The sequence below is a fragment of the Neptunicella sp. genome, assembly GCF_048268085.1.
In the GTDB taxonomy this organism is placed as follows: Bacteria; Pseudomonadota; Gammaproteobacteria; order Enterobacterales; family Alteromonadaceae; genus Neptunicella.
The window spans coordinates 23,509-41,804 of sequence record NZ_JBLWWF010000006.1 but is presented as its reverse complement, the minus strand read 5'-3'; the positions used below and the strand labels follow the sequence as shown (position 1 = coordinate 41,804).

The 18,296-nt window shown below is 42.6% G+C and carries 14 protein-coding genes; 11 read left to right on the top strand and 3 right to left on the bottom strand.

What is annotated here, in order from left to right; all coding sequences use genetic code 11:
* The 9 genes from ACTD55_RS06255 (at window position 1) to purF (ending at window position 11,346) form a co-directional block, all read left to right on the top strand.
* The gene (locus ACTD55_RS06255; protein ID WP_438863460.1) at window positions 1–3,567 is read left to right on the top strand and encodes an SPOR domain-containing protein; all 3,567 of its coding nucleotides are present in this window, start codon (window positions 1–3) and stop codon (window positions 3,565–3,567) included.
* 4 nt (window positions 3,568–3,571) lie between these two features.
* The gene (locus ACTD55_RS06250) at window positions 3,572–4,102 is read left to right on the top strand and encodes a hypothetical protein (protein WP_438863459.1); all 531 of its coding nucleotides are present in this window, start codon (window positions 3,572–3,574) and stop codon (window positions 4,100–4,102) included.
* Window positions 4,103–4,214: 112 nt separating this feature from the next.
* Window positions 4,215–5,528, top strand: coding sequence for a hypothetical protein (locus ACTD55_RS06245; RefSeq protein ID WP_438863458.1), 1,314 nt, complete (start codon window positions 4,215–4,217; stop codon window positions 5,526–5,528).
* A 69-nt stretch (window positions 5,529–5,597) separates the two neighbouring features.
* Entirely contained in the window at window positions 5,598–6,392 is a 795-nt protein-coding gene (gene truA / locus ACTD55_RS06240) for a tRNA pseudouridine(38-40) synthase TruA (RefSeq protein ID WP_438863457.1), read from the top strand.
* 119 nt (window positions 6,393–6,511) lie between these two features.
* A complete protein-coding gene (gene accD, locus ACTD55_RS06235; protein ID WP_438863456.1) occupies window positions 6,512–7,363 on the top strand; it encodes an acetyl-CoA carboxylase, carboxyltransferase subunit beta in 852 nt (283 codons plus the stop codon).
* Window positions 7,363–8,622 carry a bifunctional tetrahydrofolate synthase/dihydrofolate synthase gene (gene folC / locus ACTD55_RS06230; protein ID WP_438863455.1) on the top strand — a complete coding sequence of 420 codons (1,260 nt, stop codon included), beginning with the start codon at window positions 7,363–7,365 and terminating at the stop codon, window positions 8,620–8,622. The genes accD and folC overlap by 1 nt, the downstream gene beginning before the upstream one ends.
* Before the next feature lie 2 nt (window positions 8,623–8,624).
* The gene (locus ACTD55_RS06225) at window positions 8,625–9,242 is read left to right on the top strand and encodes an SPOR domain-containing protein (RefSeq protein ID WP_438863454.1); all 618 of its coding nucleotides are present in this window, start codon (window positions 8,625–8,627) and stop codon (window positions 9,240–9,242) included.
* Window positions 9,243–9,320: 78 nt separating this feature from the next.
* Window positions 9,321–9,809 (top strand): CvpA family protein, encoded by a 489-nt coding sequence (locus ACTD55_RS06220; protein WP_438863453.1) that lies wholly within the window; start codon window positions 9,321–9,323, stop codon window positions 9,807–9,809.
* A gap of 16 nt (window positions 9,810–9,825) precedes the next feature.
* Window positions 9,826–11,346, top strand: a complete 1,521-nt coding sequence (purF, locus tag ACTD55_RS06215; RefSeq protein ID WP_438863452.1) for an amidophosphoribosyltransferase — start codon at window positions 9,826–9,828, stop codon at window positions 11,344–11,346.
* A gap of 73 nt (window positions 11,347–11,419) precedes the next feature.
* Here the strand turns inward: purF and ACTD55_RS06210 are convergent, their stop codons facing one another.
* Window positions 11,420–12,019 (bottom strand): Yip1 family protein, encoded by a 600-nt coding sequence (locus ACTD55_RS06210; protein ID WP_438863451.1) that lies wholly within the window; start codon window positions 12,017–12,019, stop codon window positions 11,420–11,422.
* A 298-nt stretch (window positions 12,020–12,317) separates the two neighbouring features.
* Between ACTD55_RS06210 and miaE the strand changes: the two genes are divergently transcribed.
* Together miaE and ACTD55_RS06200 are read left to right on the top strand one after the other, a co-directional pair.
* Window positions 12,318–13,067, top strand: coding sequence for a tRNA isopentenyl-2-thiomethyl-A-37 hydroxylase MiaE (gene miaE / locus ACTD55_RS06205; RefSeq protein WP_438863450.1), 750 nt, complete (start codon window positions 12,318–12,320; stop codon window positions 13,065–13,067).
* A 90-nt stretch (window positions 13,068–13,157) separates the two neighbouring features.
* Window positions 13,158–14,297: a DUF3083 family protein gene (locus ACTD55_RS06200; protein ID WP_438863449.1), complete on the top strand. Its 1,140-nt coding sequence runs from the start codon at window positions 13,158–13,160 to the stop codon at window positions 14,295–14,297.
* Window positions 14,298–14,351: 54 nt separating this feature from the next.
* Here ACTD55_RS06200 and ACTD55_RS06195 read toward each other — a convergent pair whose 3' ends face one another.
* A complete protein-coding gene (locus ACTD55_RS06195) occupies window positions 14,352–16,028 on the bottom strand; it encodes a hypothetical protein (protein WP_438863448.1) in 1,677 nt (558 codons plus the stop codon).
* A gap of 64 nt (window positions 16,029–16,092) precedes the next feature.
* Window positions 16,093–18,057 carry a PhoX family protein gene (locus ACTD55_RS06190; RefSeq protein ID WP_438863447.1) on the bottom strand — a complete coding sequence of 655 codons (1,965 nt, stop codon included), beginning with the start codon at window positions 18,055–18,057 and terminating at the stop codon, window positions 16,093–16,095.
* Window positions 18,058–18,296: the final 239 nt, after the last annotated feature.

Sequence of the window (18,296 nt, the reverse complement as noted above, 5' to 3'; positions counted from 1 at the left end):
TTGAGACGATTTTTATCCCTGCTGTTACTACTGATTAGTTGCTCAATCACAGCCGAGCAACTAACCAGAGTACCACTCACTGACAACGAATTTCAGCTAATGGATGTGGTTGTTGATGGTAAAACCAGAGCGGTAACAATCGATGGTTATCTCCACAATGACCTTCTGTTAATCGGTATTGAGCCGCTATTCGACGCACTTACGGTTCGTTATCAGTTGCATGAGAATGAATTAATAGTTTGGAAAGACGATGCCCAATTTGTTTTTCAATTAACTGGTCATCAAACAGATACTTCTTCTGGTATGTGGGGACAAGACGGTTTTTACCGTTATGTCGATCTCGATACGCTATCCAAGGTTTTTGGCTTGGAAGCCAGTTACGACAAATACCGTTTGCGTTTAGAGATTAAAACTCAAGATTATTTATTTCCGGTTCAGCAACTGGAGTTAATTGCCAAAAAGCGTGAACTGACACGGCTCAATTCTGCACAAATAGATCAAACCAGGCCAATATTGCCCATCACCATCGATGATCAATATCGATTATATACACCACCTCATGGATATTTGGATACAGGAGTATCCCTTAACGATACTAACAGAAATAACTATTTGTCACTTCAACTGGTTTCGGATCTGCTTTACCACAGTACTAGCCTGACAATTACCGATAATAATATAGACGAGTTACAGGCGAGATTAGCATTTTCTCGATACAAAGAAGCGCCGGATAAGCCCGTTCTAGGATTTTTTGACCGTTACACTTTGGGCGATGTCAGTGGTACCACTAATAGTCTAACGTCAGGAAGTCAAAGTGGCATCGGAGTTGTACTCAGTAAAAAACCGGATTATTTCAGATCGCAGAATCTTCTGGTGACACTTAAGGAAACAGCGCCACCAGGGTGGGATATGGAGCTATATCATAATGGCCGTTTTGTATTGAGTGATGTGGTACCCGGTGATGGGCTACTTATTATTGAGGATCTGCAAACTGAGTTTGGTAATAACTACTTTCAGATTAAGTTATTCGGCCCCTATGGTGAAACTAAGGTAATTGAAAAGTATTATGATTTATCAAAAAACTCATTGAGCAGTGGCGATAAGGCTTACGAATTCTACGCAATTGATCCAAATCATCGGTTAATTAACGATCAGAGCGACTATGAGTATGGGATCAAAAATTATGGCGGACATTTTGATGTTGGTATTAGTGACGGTTGGCAACTAGGAGTTGGTTTTACTAATACCGAGGATTTACAAGGCAATAAACAGCAATTTTTTAACTTGAATAATAACTGGGCTTTTCCGGGGCTGCTATTTGAAAACAATATATCTATTGATCAAAAAGGAGGCTACGCCCAGCTATCAACGTTAACCGGCAATGCAATAGGTAGTGACAGGTTTTCAATTAGTTATCAATCAGCTAAGGATTTTTACAGCCCACGGATAAAAGCTCAAGATGGATTACTTCAGATATTTAATGCTAATTATTACGGCAATATCAATCAGTGGAATTACAATTTTAATTTAGGTTACCAAGATCAGAATGAGCGTTCTACGTTAAGATTTTCCAATCGTATTTCCCGCTATTTTGGCCGCGTTTCGGTTAGTCATACGCTAAATTATCTTTCAATAAAAGATGATAGTTTGGGTCAAAATAATGTACTGACTAATTCCATTGATAACACATCGATAAATGGTGTCATTGCATTAAGTGGGTATTTATCCGAAAACTTACGGATAAGTGCTGAAGTGAATTACGATCCCCGGGCCAGTGACCCGATTCTTGATAATTCATCTATTTTAATGAAATGGAAACTGGAAGATAGCTTTGGTCTCAATCATTACTTTGATGGGCGTTATCGATTACTTGATGAAGATAAATCATGGCAAATTGGACATCGATTGGCATGGGAATCAAAGCAGTTTCAGTTAACTCTATCGTCGAGCTATGCGTCAGATGATAAATGGAGTTTCTTAGCCGGATTCCGATTCTTTTTCGGATATGATTATTATAATAATCGTACCTTATTTAGTAGTCGAATTACCCCCGCTTCTGCCACTTTGGATGCTCATACTTATTTGGATCGGCAACTTAATGGCATCCCCGATCCACTGGATTACGATATAGCCGGGGTTAGCATAAGTGGCAATCCTGAATGGCAAGGGATTGAAACAGGACAAACCGGTCGAGCACTATTGCCTGGCGTTTTACCGGAAACCCCGTTTCGCTTTGAGGCAGATTGGCAGGTCGGTAGTAAAACAATTAATAATGACTATGTTGTCTACACTCACCCTGGCGCTTATGTTGAAGCTAATATGCCCTTTTATTTGACTACTGAATTAGGCGGGTTTGTTAGTCGATTAAGTCAAGGAAATGAAGTGCCGATGGCCTATGCTGATGTTGATTTAGTCAATGCCGCTGGAGGGTTGATTACGCAACTAAAAACCGATGTTGATGGATACTTTAATATCAAAGATCTTCAACCGGGGGAGTATATTGTCAGAATCGCTGCTGATTATATGCAGCAAAGAGGATTGACTGCCAAGACAGTTGGCTATCAATTATCTACCCCCGATTCTGGAGGATATATCGAGTTGCAACCAATATATCTGGAAAGAGTGGATAGCTCAGGAAAAAGACAGGAAGAACACATTCAACCGCTTATTTATGATGAAAGTAATCACGAACGTATCGTGTGGGATAACGATGAAAGGGTTAGACGAAATTATTTTAATTTACCGCCCAAACAAGAAATTAAGGCTCCATACTCTTTAAGTCACGATGGTGATAATAAAGACGGGGAACTTTCGAAAGCGACAGACAGTGAAACGACAAACAGACAAGCATTAAATAGACAGGATCCTAGTGAAATCGCCTTGCATGACTGGATTGCAGACAGTATCGCAAGCGATTCTTTAAGTTCTATGGAGAATTCATCGACTACTCAAACCGGGTTGCAACGAGCCAGAATTATTCGCCAGATTGATACAGAGCAAGCTGAAGCTGCCAATAATCAACAAGCCATCGCTCCGGTATATACCATTCAGCTTGGCGTATTCAGCGTTATTGACTACGCCCATCAGTTAGTCACCCAGTTGGCTTATTTGCCCGAAAAGCCACTTGTCGTGCCATTCCAACAACGCGCTGCACAAACACTGTATAAAGTTGTTTATGGACAATATACCGATAGAGCAGCGGCGGTGGCATTTGCCGCTGAGAATATTGGCGCTTCTCAACCTTATTTTGTAAAAAAAATAGCGCAGCCGCTATTAATCAATCAACCAGCAGAATTAAATGTTAGCTCATTGACCGGTTGGGTTGTTCAGCTGTATGCGGCCAAGAGTGAAACTGGCTGGAAAAGTGAATTAGCAAAATGGCGCTCGATAAACCCACTATTCCGCGGAGTCAAATTAATCAATGGCCAGACTTGGTATTGTATTACCAGTGAGATTTTTCCAACCAAAGCTGATGCATTGGCATTTAACACTAAAATGAGCCTTAATGCGTGGGTGGTGCCAGTCGATAAATATGAAACCTTAGCTGCAATCGGAGGTACGGATTAACATTATGCAGTTGTTTGTTTTACGGTCCGCGATAAAGGTAAATAACCAGGCTGTGTCGTTTAGTGTCTTGTTTTATCTGCTTTTTAGCTTCAATGTTTATGCACAGATAACTCCGGTAATGAATATTATTCGGGAGCCTGACTTTGGTGAACTGGTTTTTGTGCCAGGCAGTTGTTTACTGGACTATCAAACTGGCCAAGTTACGGATTTGGTCGCGTCAAATACCTGTATCAATGCATCCGGTACAGTGGGTAAATATCAGTTAGTGGTTAACAGTAATACATTAGTCAGTATCAAAATTCTGCAGCGAGATAATGAAGGCGATAACTTGATGTTTGTACCGGAAGGACAATTGGTTAGCTCTGTGCAAACTATTGATATTACGCCAAATATTGCCCAGCAGATAAATAGTGGTGCAACAGGTGTTATTACTATTAATTTAGGTGGCCGTTTATATATCAATCAATACTTAAATCCGTCTTCAACTTACCATCTGATAAAAGAAGATGGCATAGAGTGGAGCGAATTACCGTAACTTTATTAACTGATTAAGTGGAATTTGGCTCACTATTTGCTTTATCTCTAACAGGTCAGAACACTGAATTAGCTAAATTGAAAATGAACTACACGGCAATTAACCTCCTGGTATGAATCCACCAATTTTTAAGTTAATAAGATATGGTATTCAATGCACCATTTTTGTTGTCCTGATTGGCTGCCAGTCAACGCTAACCAACACCGGAATTGAACATCGTAAGGCAACGGAAAAATGGCATGAATTAGCCCATTATGCTGATAGTGAATTGCGTCGTTATGGAATTACTATTTCGGCCGAATTGGTGACTAAAAAGCAAGGCGATATAGCCGATTTCTCTTTGGCTAATATCCGTTTAAACCATACCGAACAATTAAATGAAATTAATTTATTGTCTCCTGAGTTTTTAGTGAAGTATGCGTGTAATATCGATTGTCAACGAATCAACTTATATATCCCTGACACATTTCACACTGGTCAAACGTTGTTGATCCGATACTTTTCTGATTACGAATTTGAGTTGTTTGATTTTTATGCAAAGTTGATGTTATTAAACAAGCAACTAAAAAAGTTAGAAAATAATAACCCACAACTCCTTAATACTTATCTGCAGTCCTTAGTTGCCGAACAGCAATCATTTAACCGTTTAGATGATTTTGCTAAGTATTTACACGATAGGTTAATGTTGTCTTCAATGCAGGACTTTGTCATTAAGACTAAAAATCCGGCATATAAAATAGACCGCCCCCTTCAGAGTGCGCCTGATAGTAAGTGGGAAGATGAAGGGCCTCTGGTCGATGGTATCTCGGCAGGTACATTGATTGCTCCGGATGAATACTGGCTGAGTGACACCCTACTACCAAATGAAAATTGGGATGATGATACACCGTTGGCAAATATTGGTTGGAATATTGACGTTTCACTTCCTGAAAAAGATTGGCAGAGTAACGCTGATTCTCCCGATCTATTGTGGAATGTTAATCCATTAAAGGAGCATGAAAACTGGGCAACTAGCACGTTAATGGCAGATGAAAACTGGTTAGTTAATTCAGTCATGCCCAATGACAGTTGGCATCTGCTTAAGCCCACCGTTGATGAACAGCTGTTAGCCTCAGCCGAATTGCAATATCGTTTAAGTCGTCAGTACTCCCGAGCGTGGACGGTGGCCAGAAGAGTCTATTATTCCATAGGGGATACGGTATGCAGTTTTAACGACAATTATTTTGGCATTGTCAAAGGCATGTCGGATGATCAAGTAACGGTGGCGGTTCTTGGCCAGGCAAAATCGAGTCAGGATGGACTCGCACTGGATGTGGCTGATGGTAGTCTTTTTGATGAAAATACAGATGTGTATTTTGATTCGCTTAAGTTTGACCAGCAATTTTCCAGACAAAACATCGCTCGGTGCCAAATTGAAGTAATGTGAAAGCTTGGCATTGTCCGTTTCAGTTAGATTCCCTACAATAGCGCCCAAATCTTTCGACAAGAGTTATCGATGCGAATTGCTTTAGGCGTTGAATATGATGGTGGCCAATTTCACGGTTGGCAGCGGCAGAATGATGCCATCAGTGTCCAGCAGTGTTTAGAAGAATCCCTGTCCAAAATTGCTAATCAACCGGTAGAAGTGGTTTGTGCCGGGCGAACAGATGCTGGTGTGCATGCGACTAGCCAGATTGTCCACTTTGATGTGCAGAAACCTCGTTCAGGAGGGGCATGGACGATGGGAGTGAATACCTATTTACCTTCTTCTATCGCGGTAAAATGGAATATTGAAGTAAGTGATGAATTTCATGCCCGTTTTGGTGCCACTGCCAGACGCTATCGTTATGTTATTTATAATCAACCGTTACGCAGTGCTATTTTGCCTCAGGGAGTGAGTCATATTTACACGCCTCTGGATGAAAAACGTATGCAACTAGCGGCTCAGTGTTTAATGGGTAAACATGATTTTAGTGCATTTAGGGCGGTGCATTGTCAGGCGAATACAGCAATTCGAACCATTTCTCATCTCAGCATTCATCGCTTTGGCCATTATATTGCGGTGGATATTCAGGCCAATGCCTTTTTGCATCATATGGTGCGTAATATTGTCGGCTCGCTAGTGGAAATTGGTAACGGTAATCAACCCATTGAATGGTTGCAGCATTTACTGGATGGAAAAGACCGTACCGTTGCCGGTGCAACTGCTAAACCTAATGGATTGTATCTGGTGCATGTAACCTATCCAGCCAAATTTGGCATCCCTGTAACACCGATGGGACCGCTATTTTTGCCTTTACAAGACTTCTGACCAGTTTTCATTAGCCGCCAGACAATGAAATATGCTTTAATACGGCCAATTTGCAAGGGAATTAGTTTTATTTCCCTTTGTCTGAACCAACTGAACGCTAAATAGCAGGAATTGATCGAATGAGTTGGATTGAACGAATTTTACCTCGTACCCAGTCGTCTACCAAAAGTAATGTCCCTGAAGGGGTGTGGGCCAAGTGCTCGGAATGTAAAGCTACCTTATATAAAGTCGAGCTTGAGAAACAATTAGAAGTTTGCCCTAAATGTGATCATCACATGCGGATTAAAGGACGAACACGATTAGAAAGTTTTCTGGATGAGGGCAATCGTACCGAATTGGGTGCAGAGTATGAGCCTAAGGATATTTTGAAGTTCAAGGACTCTAAAAAGTATAAAGATCGGATTAGCGCAGCCCAGAAATCCAGCAACGAAACCGATGCGATGATTGTTCTGCAAGGCAAACTAAAAGGTATGCCAATTGTAGCTGCTGCCTTTGAGTTTAGTTTTATGGGTGGTTCAATGGCATCAGTGGTTGGTGCCCGATTTGTCGCTGCGGTGGATGCCTGTTTAGCGAATAAAACACCATTAGTATGTTTTTCAACGAGTGGTGGCGCCCGTATGCAAGAAGCCTTGTTATCGTTGATGCAAATGGCAAAAACCAGCGCGGCGTTAGCTAAAATGAGTGAACAGGGCTTACCGTTTATTTCGGTGTTAACCGATCCGACTATGGGCGGCGTTTCGGCCAGTTTAGCTATGCTGGGCGATGTTAATATCGCTGAACCTAAAGCGCTAATCGGTTTTGCCGGCCCGCGAGTCATTGAACAAACTGTGCGCGAAGTGTTACCTGAAGGTTTCCAGCGCAGTGAATTCTTACTCGAAAAAGGCGCTATCGATATGATTGTCGATCGTCGCCAAATGCGCGATAAAGTCCACAGTATTCTTACTAAGCTTCATCACCACCATTTACAATAATGACAGCCAAACCTTCAGCCACTTTGACTACATTGTCACAGTGGCTTGATTATCTGGAAAAAATTCATCCGCACAATATTGAACTGGGACTTGACCGTGTTCGTCAGGTTTTCCAGCGTATGTTGGTGGATTTTAACCATTCCCAAGTCATTATGGTGGCCGGTACTAATGGTAAAGGCACTACTTGTGCCATGGTTGAACAAGCTTGCTTATTAGCCGGGAAAACCGTTGGTGTTTATAGTTCTCCCCATTTAATTGACTATCGTGAGCGGGTCAGAGTCAATGGTCAAATGCTCGATGAACAGCTGCATGTGGAGGCTTTTGCTGTAATTGAACAGTTACGTGGTGACATTTCACTAACCTATTTTGAGTTTGGTACCTTAGCCGGTTTATATTTGTTGGCACAGCACAAGCCGGATGTAGTACTACTGGAAATTGGCTTGGGTGGACGGCTGGATGCGGTCAATATTGTTGAGCCGGATTTGTCAGTGATCACCACTATTGATTTGGATCATCAAGACTGGTTGGGGGATACCCGGGAAAAGATTGCGTTTGAAAAAGCCGGGATATTGCGTAATCAGGGTAAGGCGATTATTGGAGAGACCGATCCGCCAATGAGTTTGCTGCAACAAATTGATTTGTTGCACGTTGACGCGCGCTTTCAAGGTAAAGACTATGCTTTTGAACAACGAGCCGATGGCTTGTTCTGGCAAGGATTAAAGTCTGTTAATGCATTGCCTCAAGCCAATATACCTTTGCCTAATGCTGCTAATGCTTTTGCCATTGTTGAGTGGTTGGAATTACCGTTAAGTACTGAGCAATTTGCTGAATTAATGACCTCAGTTAAGGTGTCAGGTCGATGCCAAGTGATTCAAGTGCAGCCGACCGTCATGCTGGATGTGGCACACAATCCTCAATCCACAGGTTATTTGGCAAGTAAAATTCGTAACATGGATTATGCGCAGCTCCATTTGGTGGTTGCGATGTTGAAAGACAAAGACATCGCCAGTAGTTTGGCGCCGTTGAAACCCCTTGATGCGCATTGGTATACAGCAGGGTTATCAGGCCCACGTGGTGGCAGTGCCGATTCGATAAATCAGTTACTAACCGATTCACAAACAGTGTTATCATTCCAAACGGTAATAGATGCCTATCAACAGGCAATAAAAAATGCCCAAGAAGATGATTTGATTGTAGTATTTGGTTCATTTCATACCGTAGCTGAAATATTACAGCGGGTTGATTGCAAAGGAGTTTGAGTTTGGCAACGGCATTTCAAAATCGTTTGGTCGGAACTATTGTACTGGTTGCATTAGCGGTAATTTTTTTACCCGATATTTTGGATGGTGAAAAAGTATCTCATAAAGATAGTTTCGTTCCGATTCCTCAACGGCCTGCTTCGAAACCCGTCGCCAATACAGTGATATTTCCGCATCAACAAGTGAATCAGGCGGTAACTCGGGAAGTTGAAGTTGTTACCGATCCGGTACTTGATGATGAGTCACCATCCGCTGATGAGATAACTGAAAATCCACCAGAGCAAACTGATGACGCTCAAATATCAGCACAGCAAGCCGAACCGCAATCTTCAGCTGAATTAGACGCCTTGGCGAAGCAGATACAGCAAGAAAGCGTCACATCTGGTTGGGTGGTGCAGTTGGGCGTTTTTCGACATGACAAAAATGTTCGTGAATTATTAACCACCTTGCAGGCCGCAGGTTATCGCGCGTTCAGTCAAAAAATACCAACAAGCGCCGGTGAGCTAACCAAGGTATTTGTTGGCCCCGATGTCGATAAAACCAAAATGGAAAAAGCGTTACCACATCTAAAAGAAATTACTAATCTTAAAGGCCGAGTGACTGAGTTCAGTGTTAAGTAATGAATATCGCGTTGTAATATAGAATTGCTGGGGTTCTTTTGGTAGAATTCGCGCGCATTTTCCTAGCAAAGTATGTTCATGAACTGGATTGATTTCGCCATACTCGGCATTATTTTACTCTCTACCTTGATAAGCCTGGTTCGTGGCTTTGTTAAAGAAGCTATTTCATTGGCTGTCTGGATAGGGGCGTTTTTTATCGCCAGCCAGTTCTATGCCGACCTTGCCGTTTATATGACCAAATTTGACGATGCCATGATCCGTAATGGAGTGGCGATTGCTATTTTGTTTGTCGTTACCCTTATTTTAGGCGGTCTGCTTAATTATGTTGTAGGCCAATTAGTTGAGCATACCGGTTTAAGCGGCACCGATAGAGCACTCGGTGGTGTTTTTGGTATGCTGCGAGGCGTATTAATTGTTAGTGCATTATTATTCTTCATGGATGTATTTACTCCTGCTCCCCAGGCCACATGGTGGCAATCGTCTGTTTTGGTTCCTGAATTTAAAGTAATTGTTGAATGGTTTTTTACTTACCTTAAAAGTAACTCCAGTTTTCTGAATACGATCTAAAAAGTAGGTATTACGCATGTGTGGTATTGTTGGAATTGTCGGTAAAACCCCTGTAGTTCAGGCATTGTATGATAGTCTGATTGTGTTGCAGCATCGTGGACAGGATGCTGCCGGTATTGTGACAATTGACCGGGGAATGTTTCATTTGCGTAAGGCAAATGGTTTGGTGCGTGACGTATTTCACACCAGACATATGCAACGTTTGAGCGGGCAATTTGGTATTGGTCATGTTCGCTATCCAACCGCAGGTTCTTCCAGCTCAGCTGAAGCGCAACCTTTTTATGTTAACTCGCCGTTTGGGATTGCTTTTGCCCATAACGGTAATTTAACCAATGCCCATGAGTTACAAGATGAAGTGTTTCGTGTTGCTAGACGACATATTAATACCACTTCAGATTCAGAAATATTATTAAATATTTTTGCTCACGAGTTACAGTTATGCCCGAATATGCGAATTCGCCCAGAGGATGTATTTGCCGCGGTAATCAACGTACATCGTAAAATTCGCGGTGCTTATGCTTGTGTTGCTGCGCTGATTGGTATTGGAATGGTGGCATTTCGTGACCCCTACGGGATCCGTCCTTTGGCGTTAGGCAAGCGCACAACGCCGGAAGGTGATGAATATATGGTTGCCTCTGAAAGTGTTGCATTGGATGCAGTCGGCTTTAAATTTGTGCGTGATGTCGCACCTGGTGAAGCCATATTCGTTACCGAAGATGGACAGCTTTTTACCCAGCAATGTGCGGATAATCCATTAACAGCCCCATGTATTTTTGAATTTGTTTATTTTGCTCGCCCTGATTCATTTATTGATGGAATGTCGGTGTATGCTTCCCGAGTGAATATGGGTCGTAAGTTGGGGCAAAAGATAGCTCGTGAATGGTCAGATTTAGAAATTGATGTGGTGGTTCCTATTCCGGAAACGTCCTGTGACATCGCGCTGCAGATTGCCCAAGAATTGAACGTGCCTTATCGTCAGGGCTTTGTAAAAAATCGCTATATTGGTCGTACTTTTATTATGCCGGGGCAGACCATGCGTAAGCAGTCGGTACGTCGCAAATTAAATGCCATTCCATCAGAATTCAAAGGTAAAAACGTGCTGTTGGTAGATGACTCAATTGTGCGCGGTACGACTTCTGAACAGATCATTGAAATGGCGCGTGAATCGGGGGCCAAGAAAGTCTATTTTGCGTCAGCGGCACCGGAAATTCGCTTCCCCAATGTCTATGGTATTGATATGCCAAGCGCTAATGAGCTGATTTCACATGGTAGAGAAGTGGATGAAATCTGTGAATTTATCAAAGCGGATGGTTTGATCTTCCAGGATATACAGGATCTGGTGGATGCCGTTCGTGAAGAAAATCCGGATATTAAACAATTTGATACGTCAGTATTTGATGGCAAATATATTACTGGTGACGTTAATCAGGGCTATTTGGAACAGTTGGATTTATTGCGTTCTGAAGGTTCTAAAAATAAAAGCGAAGCTGGCAATGTATCAAATTTGGAGCTGCATAACATGGATAGTGATAACTAATCCCGACAGCGCTAATTTAAAACAAAAAATGGCAGGTTAACCCTGCCATTTTTGTTAGATAAGCAGAATGTAACTAACTCGCGAGTACTGGTCCCATTCCCATACTCCACAATATGACAGTACTTGCCATCATCACAGACAGCAATACTAAACCGCAAGTTACAACAGAACTGGCGTAGATAAAGCCTTTTTCTTCCGGTATATGCATAATGATGGGAACACCGGAATAAAGCAGGTAAACGGAGTAGGTTAGACCAACCAGACCAACAACCATGACAAACCATAATTCTGGATAGAAAGACGCGAAACCGACCATAAACAAAGGAGTGGCGGTATAAGCGGCTAACTCAAGAGATTGGGTGTAAGTGGGTTCGGCATCAAACGTTTTGGCCATCCAGTGGATTAAATATGCCAAGGCAATCGCACCACAAACAAGCCCTACGTACATTGCAGTACTGACGATCATCGCACTTTGCTCGGTAAGTATAATGGGATCACCTACACCGATGCTCCAACCAATATGTACTGCAGAATAATAGCAGGTCAGACTGGGGATTAACGCAATAATCAATATATGCGACATGCTATACAACAAGCTTTCATGGCGTCTGTCGATAGTTTGCCATTCTTCTTTTGGGTGCGTATATAAACCAAACAAGTGATTTAGAATCATGTTAATTACCTCGCTAAATGTTCCACTGGGATGTTTTTTAACATTTATTTAACACCAGTGTGTTTGAGGTTGAACAAATCGTCAACAGTTTTATGCAAGTCAAGCAAAATATTTTGTTAAGTTGGATAAGCGTTATCGCCTTTGTTTACCAAACTCATTTTCAGTATAGACATGCATAATCAGATGGATCACAAATTCATCAAATTAAATGGGTAATGTTAGCCTGAGGACATTTGGGTATAATGTAGCGCCCCAAAACACGATCACGTTATGTGTGTGATGACAAAGAGAATACGTATTGGACGAACTTTTACAGCCTATTAAAGCATTTCTGCGCTGCGATACCCCACAAAGCTGGATAGATGAAGCGATTAAACCGGCGAATTTGGCGCTTTTATTGGTCGATCACGCAAACTGTGAACTAAAGGCTGCGCAAACAGCAATGTTGTTAATGCGCAAATATGCCGTAGATAAAGCCAATGGCGCGGCCTTGCTAGCGTGGTTAAAGCCTTATGAAGATTTTGTTTATCGCCGGGACTATGAAGGGGAGTTTAATCCCAATCATAGTGGTCTGGGAAAAAAGCTAGAGGCTAGAGAGGATGTGGCTTTTGCTTCGGATTTGGTGAATAGAATGGTGTTGTTGATTAAAGAGGAACTACACCATTTTCAGCAAGTACTTGAGATTATGCAACAACGCGGGATTGAGTATAAAAATGTATCGGCCGGGCGCTATGCCAAGGGGTTGATGAAACATGTTCGCACTTATGAACCCCAAGCGTTAATCGATAAATTAATTTGTGGTGCTTATATTGAAGCACGGTCCTGTGAACGCTTTGCCAAGCTGGCTCCCTATCTGGATGAAGAACTCAGCAAATTTTATATTTCTTTGTTACGTTCCGAAGCTCGTCATTATCAGGATTATTTAACCTTGGCACAAAGTATCGCGGCTGAAGATATTAGTGACAGAGTATTGCTATTTGGTGCTATTGAAGCTGAGTTAATTCAGAGTAAAGATGCTGAATTGCGTTTTCATAGCGGTGTACTGTAGAGCACGATCATCAAACTATCCTAATTCTGTCATCTGAGTTTAATTTGTTTCAATTAGGTTAGCTGCTCATCTTAAATAGGGAGCAGTGTGATGTTAAAGATAAATTCCAGACAATCCTTAGTGCGTAAAAGAGGCGCGGTGCATAAAGTCTATGTACCGGCTAGTGCGCGGGAAAATCAGTATGTACTGGTTGAATGTAAGTTGGGCAGGCAGTGGATTGAAGATTATATCGAGCAACCATTAACCACTAAGCGTTACGATGATTTTTATCGGAAATTGAGTCATCACTTTTTTGATAGTTGTAAAAAGCACCAGTTAATCAATGTCAACTTTATCGCTAAAGATCAGTTGGTTAGAGTTAGATATGGTGAAGAGCAGCAGGTTATCGAAACCCCTCAGCAATTAATATTCTTGTACAATCCAGCTTCTCATTCGGGAATGCGTTCTTTTTATGATGTTAATTTTTTAACTGATAAAATTGAGTTACTATTTTTATCTACCGGCGATGAGGTTAGGCAAGACTCAGCGCACTTTCATCAACGTGTGAGTCAGCTGGTAAATGAATGGCGGACTGAAATTAAAATGCCGCTTTCCAATTTTAAAATAAAAGATCATCAACATCTTACCTGGGATATCTATGCCGCCGAGAAAGGGGATAAAGCCACTAAAACCCATGGGTTTCGCAAGTTACACGATCGTTATCAACAACAATCCTTTATTTTGCCCAGTAACCGCAACTGTTTGAATTTCGCCATGGCTACTTTGCCGATGACAATGAATTTGTTGCAACAATGCGATATTGATCTGGCTGCAGAAGATCCTTATAACCCGTTATATACTCATGTTTCGGAAACATTTGCCAAGTTTGCCAAGCAATACAACCTAAATCAGATAGCGATTATCGCTAATGGCAAGGTGCCTATTATTCGCCACGCACAGGAAGAGTACTTTTATCCTCAAGGTGAATTGTTGCGTATTGGTTTTCAACCTGATCAACTTGGTGGCAGTTTTATCAGTCAATGGGATAGTCGTAATATGGTGGACAGTATTAATCTGGTTTTTCTGGCATCGGATTCAGATTTTACCAGCCGAGGTTATGGCAAATTTATTAATCACTTAACATCTGCGCTTAAAGATATGTGCGCAGAGTTAAATTTCTGTCCAACCCGTGATGCCATTACATTGCGTTTCTACCAGCATTTGTCTTATCAATTGGCGGCCAGCGAGTAATCGATTAGCGAAACCAACAAAGGGGTGTTCAGCCCTTTGTTGATTTTTAAGTATTTAAAACGCACTTAACGGTTCCTTGATACCGGTTTGTTGATTAACCAATATTTGCTTAAATAACACTTTATCCAGCGGAGCCAACAGGGGGGCTTTGCCCAGGATAAAACTTTGCTCATCAACGACCAGTTTATATGCCTTGTTTAACGCCAGTGCTCTTTTCGCAGACGGTAACATCAATACTGATATGTCTTGATGGAGTTGCTCAAATACTGCTTCTTTAGGGTGTCCTTGCGGATCAAAAAAGCGTTGTTGTACTTCGTGATTAGAGCGGAATTCGTCGCCAGTAGGGTTATTTTTTAGATAATAACTATATTCGTATTCGTTATCACTTTGCCTTTTAGGTTCGGGAAGTCCTACCATGGATTTTTGCCCCCAGTGATACCAACCTTGTTGAAAACTGGAGTGGGGGAGTTTGCGATAAAAGGAAATATTGGTATCCATCATGACTCCGATGCCACTATGGCAACCGGTGCAAGTCACTTGCTCTTGATAGGTTTGGGGGCGAAGTTGGCCTTGGCGATCTTCAATAAAACCTTGATAAACCCAGCCTTGTGACACACCGACACCCTCTTCGGCACTGCCGCGTATTTTTTTGGTGCGGCCAGGAAAGTCGTGGCGTTCTTTAGTTTCGGCGCTGACTAATACTTCCCACTGATAGTAGTTTAACCAGTTGGTTTTTCTGGCGTAACGTAATTCTTTCATGCGGGGAGCCATCGCGACTTGGCCGTTAGGGGAAATATCCAGATAACGAACAGAGTGTAAAAATTCGGTTCCTTCCGGAAATAGTTTGGCGGCAAGATGAACCTTTCCAGCCTCTAATTGCTGTTTAGCGTTTCCAACATAACTCATAAAACGTTTTTCCAGCGGCGCCCAATCATACTTGACTATCGAGGCTTGAGTTAATTTACCGTCTTTGTCCAGATCGACCCCTAACGCCTGTTCGTCTGTCAGTTCGATAGCAATATCCTGTTCGAGGATCATGGCTTCGACAATGGCCAAGTTTAGCTTATAGATAGCAAGGTCAAATTGTCCTTGGGCATTTTGCTGGAATGCTGGCGCGAGACGAATACTGACATCATCGGTGGATCCATTGGTGGGCATAAAACTGCCGGGTAGGGGATAGTATGCATAGCTTCGCCAGCCGGTATAGCGACCGTCTGGGGTGTGATCAAAACCTTCATGGTCAAAATTAAAGTAACTGTCCGGTACGTAGCCATCCCATTGGTTATTACCGTTAGTATCATATTGCTTGGCGTTTTGGTGTAAGCGTTTTGCCAAAGTGATCTCGCCTTGATTATCAATATAATTGTTTTGGCGTACATATTCGAGAATGTCCTGATCCTTGATTGAGGCAATCGCGGCGCGGCGATCTTTAAACAGATTAGTCCAGGGATTTTGCAATACGCTATCAGGAAATCCATAAACCAGTTGTACGTCGGTATCATTGAGCACATTGGGTCGTTTGCTGGGGGTGTGGCAGGCATAGCAGGGGTTAGCTATGCTGGTTTCTGAAATTTTAGGGTCAGTATAACATTGTGCTGGAATGTAAGGGCTGGGATGGCTTAGCACATCGTTATAGCTAACGTCGGTTAATTCCGCCAGAGCAGGCGCAGCATACAGTAGCATTAAGAATAACAGGGTCTTAAAATTGAATGACGAAAATGGAAGGCCCATTTGTTTTTCTCCAATATATCGAAAAAGGGGGCAAGTGCCCCCTCATAGATGTTTTATGAATAAATTACTCGGATTTGGCTGGGAAAGGTCCCACGTAGCCAGTGTAAGCTCGTGCTTCACCGGTTCCAGTATCTTTATCTCCATCTGACTCACCGTACGGATGCTGAACCACACTCATCAGATAAGCCCAACCGTTAATATTGGGATACCAGTAAGGTGAGGTTGTTTCCGCACCGTAAGGAGTGGTTTGAATGCGTTTTAGACTGCCATCATCTAAATCGTAAGCCCAAATAGCATCGTTTTGGTGACCGCTACCGGTATCTTCACCGATGATCAATTGGTTGTGGCCGCTCATGTAGGTCAGGTTATCGGGGCTGGCAATTCCGTTGATGTGACAAGCATTATTGCCTTCAAATCCGGCAACTTGCGGGTCTTCAGCGGAAACGGGCCGGCCAGCTATCAGAGGGCTCCAGTTGTGGACCACAGACGAGGAGTCGATTGCACTACCCGCGTTGTCATTGACTGTCTCAGTGGCGATGTCGAATTGATAAACCGCACCACATGAATTGGCTTCCGCTAGTTGAATATCGCCCGCTCCGTCAGTCATACCTTTAGCTACTTCAGAAATGGCGACATACAATTTGTTGCGGTCAGGATCGAAAGTAATACCTTCTTCCTTGCGTAATTCAGTGGTTGCACCTTGCAATGCGGCATAACGACGAGACTCCATGCGAGATGCTGCTTTTTCCATACCGTCTTTAAGGGTTAAACACTCAGTATTACCATTGGTACTGACTGTGGTGCAACCTGTTCCATCGACGTCAAAAATATCAGTAAAAGTCAATTTAGCCTTATCATTGGTGCCATGGACATAATCACTAATTTCAGCGTCAGTCGCGTGGCCTAAATTGATCCAGCTGATATTTGCTGTACCGCCATTGTCTGCTGAGGTTTGGTGCCATTTTGCCGCATACAGAGTACCGGCGCTCAGATCACCGGCAGTATCGGCCAGAAACATAAAGAATCCAACGTTGGTGCCATCATCAGACATATAAACGGTTTTCTGGTCAGGCATCACATATGACAATTCGAATGCCATCCGACCCATTGCATAATGTTTGCTTAATTCAGTAGAGGCGTCTTCATTGACTTTTATTTCAATATTCCAGCCGTAGTAATATGGATTAGTGTCGCCACTCAATCCCATATATTCATTCATTGCCGATGCGCTAAGGGGATTAGCTGCGTTTGGCTCATATTCTTCAGAGGCGAGATGGGTGGTCCACGGCGTTACCGACGCGGCACAGTGAACCCAACCACCGTCCACGCCAGATTGGTCAATTTGCTGCATACTTTTAACGCTCAATTCACCGTTTTGTTGATTTTGAGCCAATTCCATCAGGAACATCGCTCCGGGAGTTGATTCCATCTGGGACACAGAAAACAGCTTGTTACCAATGGGGAGTAATGAGGTGTGTTCATTAGCATCCGAAATTTTACGTGCGCCATCTTCGCCAAACAAAGGCTGCCCCTCTTTGTCCACTAACTGACCAAAAGCCACATCGCCAAATTTGTCACCCGAACGGGCGAGAATGTGATAATCCACATCCAACATGGTTTCTTCATCACCATCGATGACTTTAGCCTGGCCGACTTGAATTTGACGTTTTTCATAATTGGTTGAAGGTGCATCAACGCTGTCAAATTTAATCGTGGCAGACGAAGCTAACAGATGTGAACTGGCGCTGGCAGCTGAGCAAACTGATGATTCGCTTGTCACTTCTGTGTCGTCCAGAACGCCATTACCATTGGTATCAGTGCCGGCTTGCAATAGTGTCGCGCCATTGGGACATTCATCAGTTGAAGGTAAGGTTGTCACTTGGGTTAAAGAGGTTGCGCCATCTGCTCCGTCTGCGCCATCCACACCGTTTTTTCCATCGTCTCCGTCACCGCAAGCAGCTAGCATTACAACGGGCATTCCTATTAATAAGGCTCGAATAGTGTTAGCCAATTTTGACTCAATAATCATTAGTTATTGTCCTCTGTATTTTTTTGAATAGTGATTGTCATTCGTTATGGTTTTGATACTGAAAGTTGAATATTGACGTGAACTAGCGATAAGAAAGCACGGCAACATTAACTGGGCGTAGAGACTAGCAGTTTAGAGGTGACGTTTAATTGACATAAATATGAAGCTTGTGTGATGGAAATATGACCAGTCACAATCGCGAATTAGCTTAATTCAAAGCAGCTATTTCTATAGGGAAA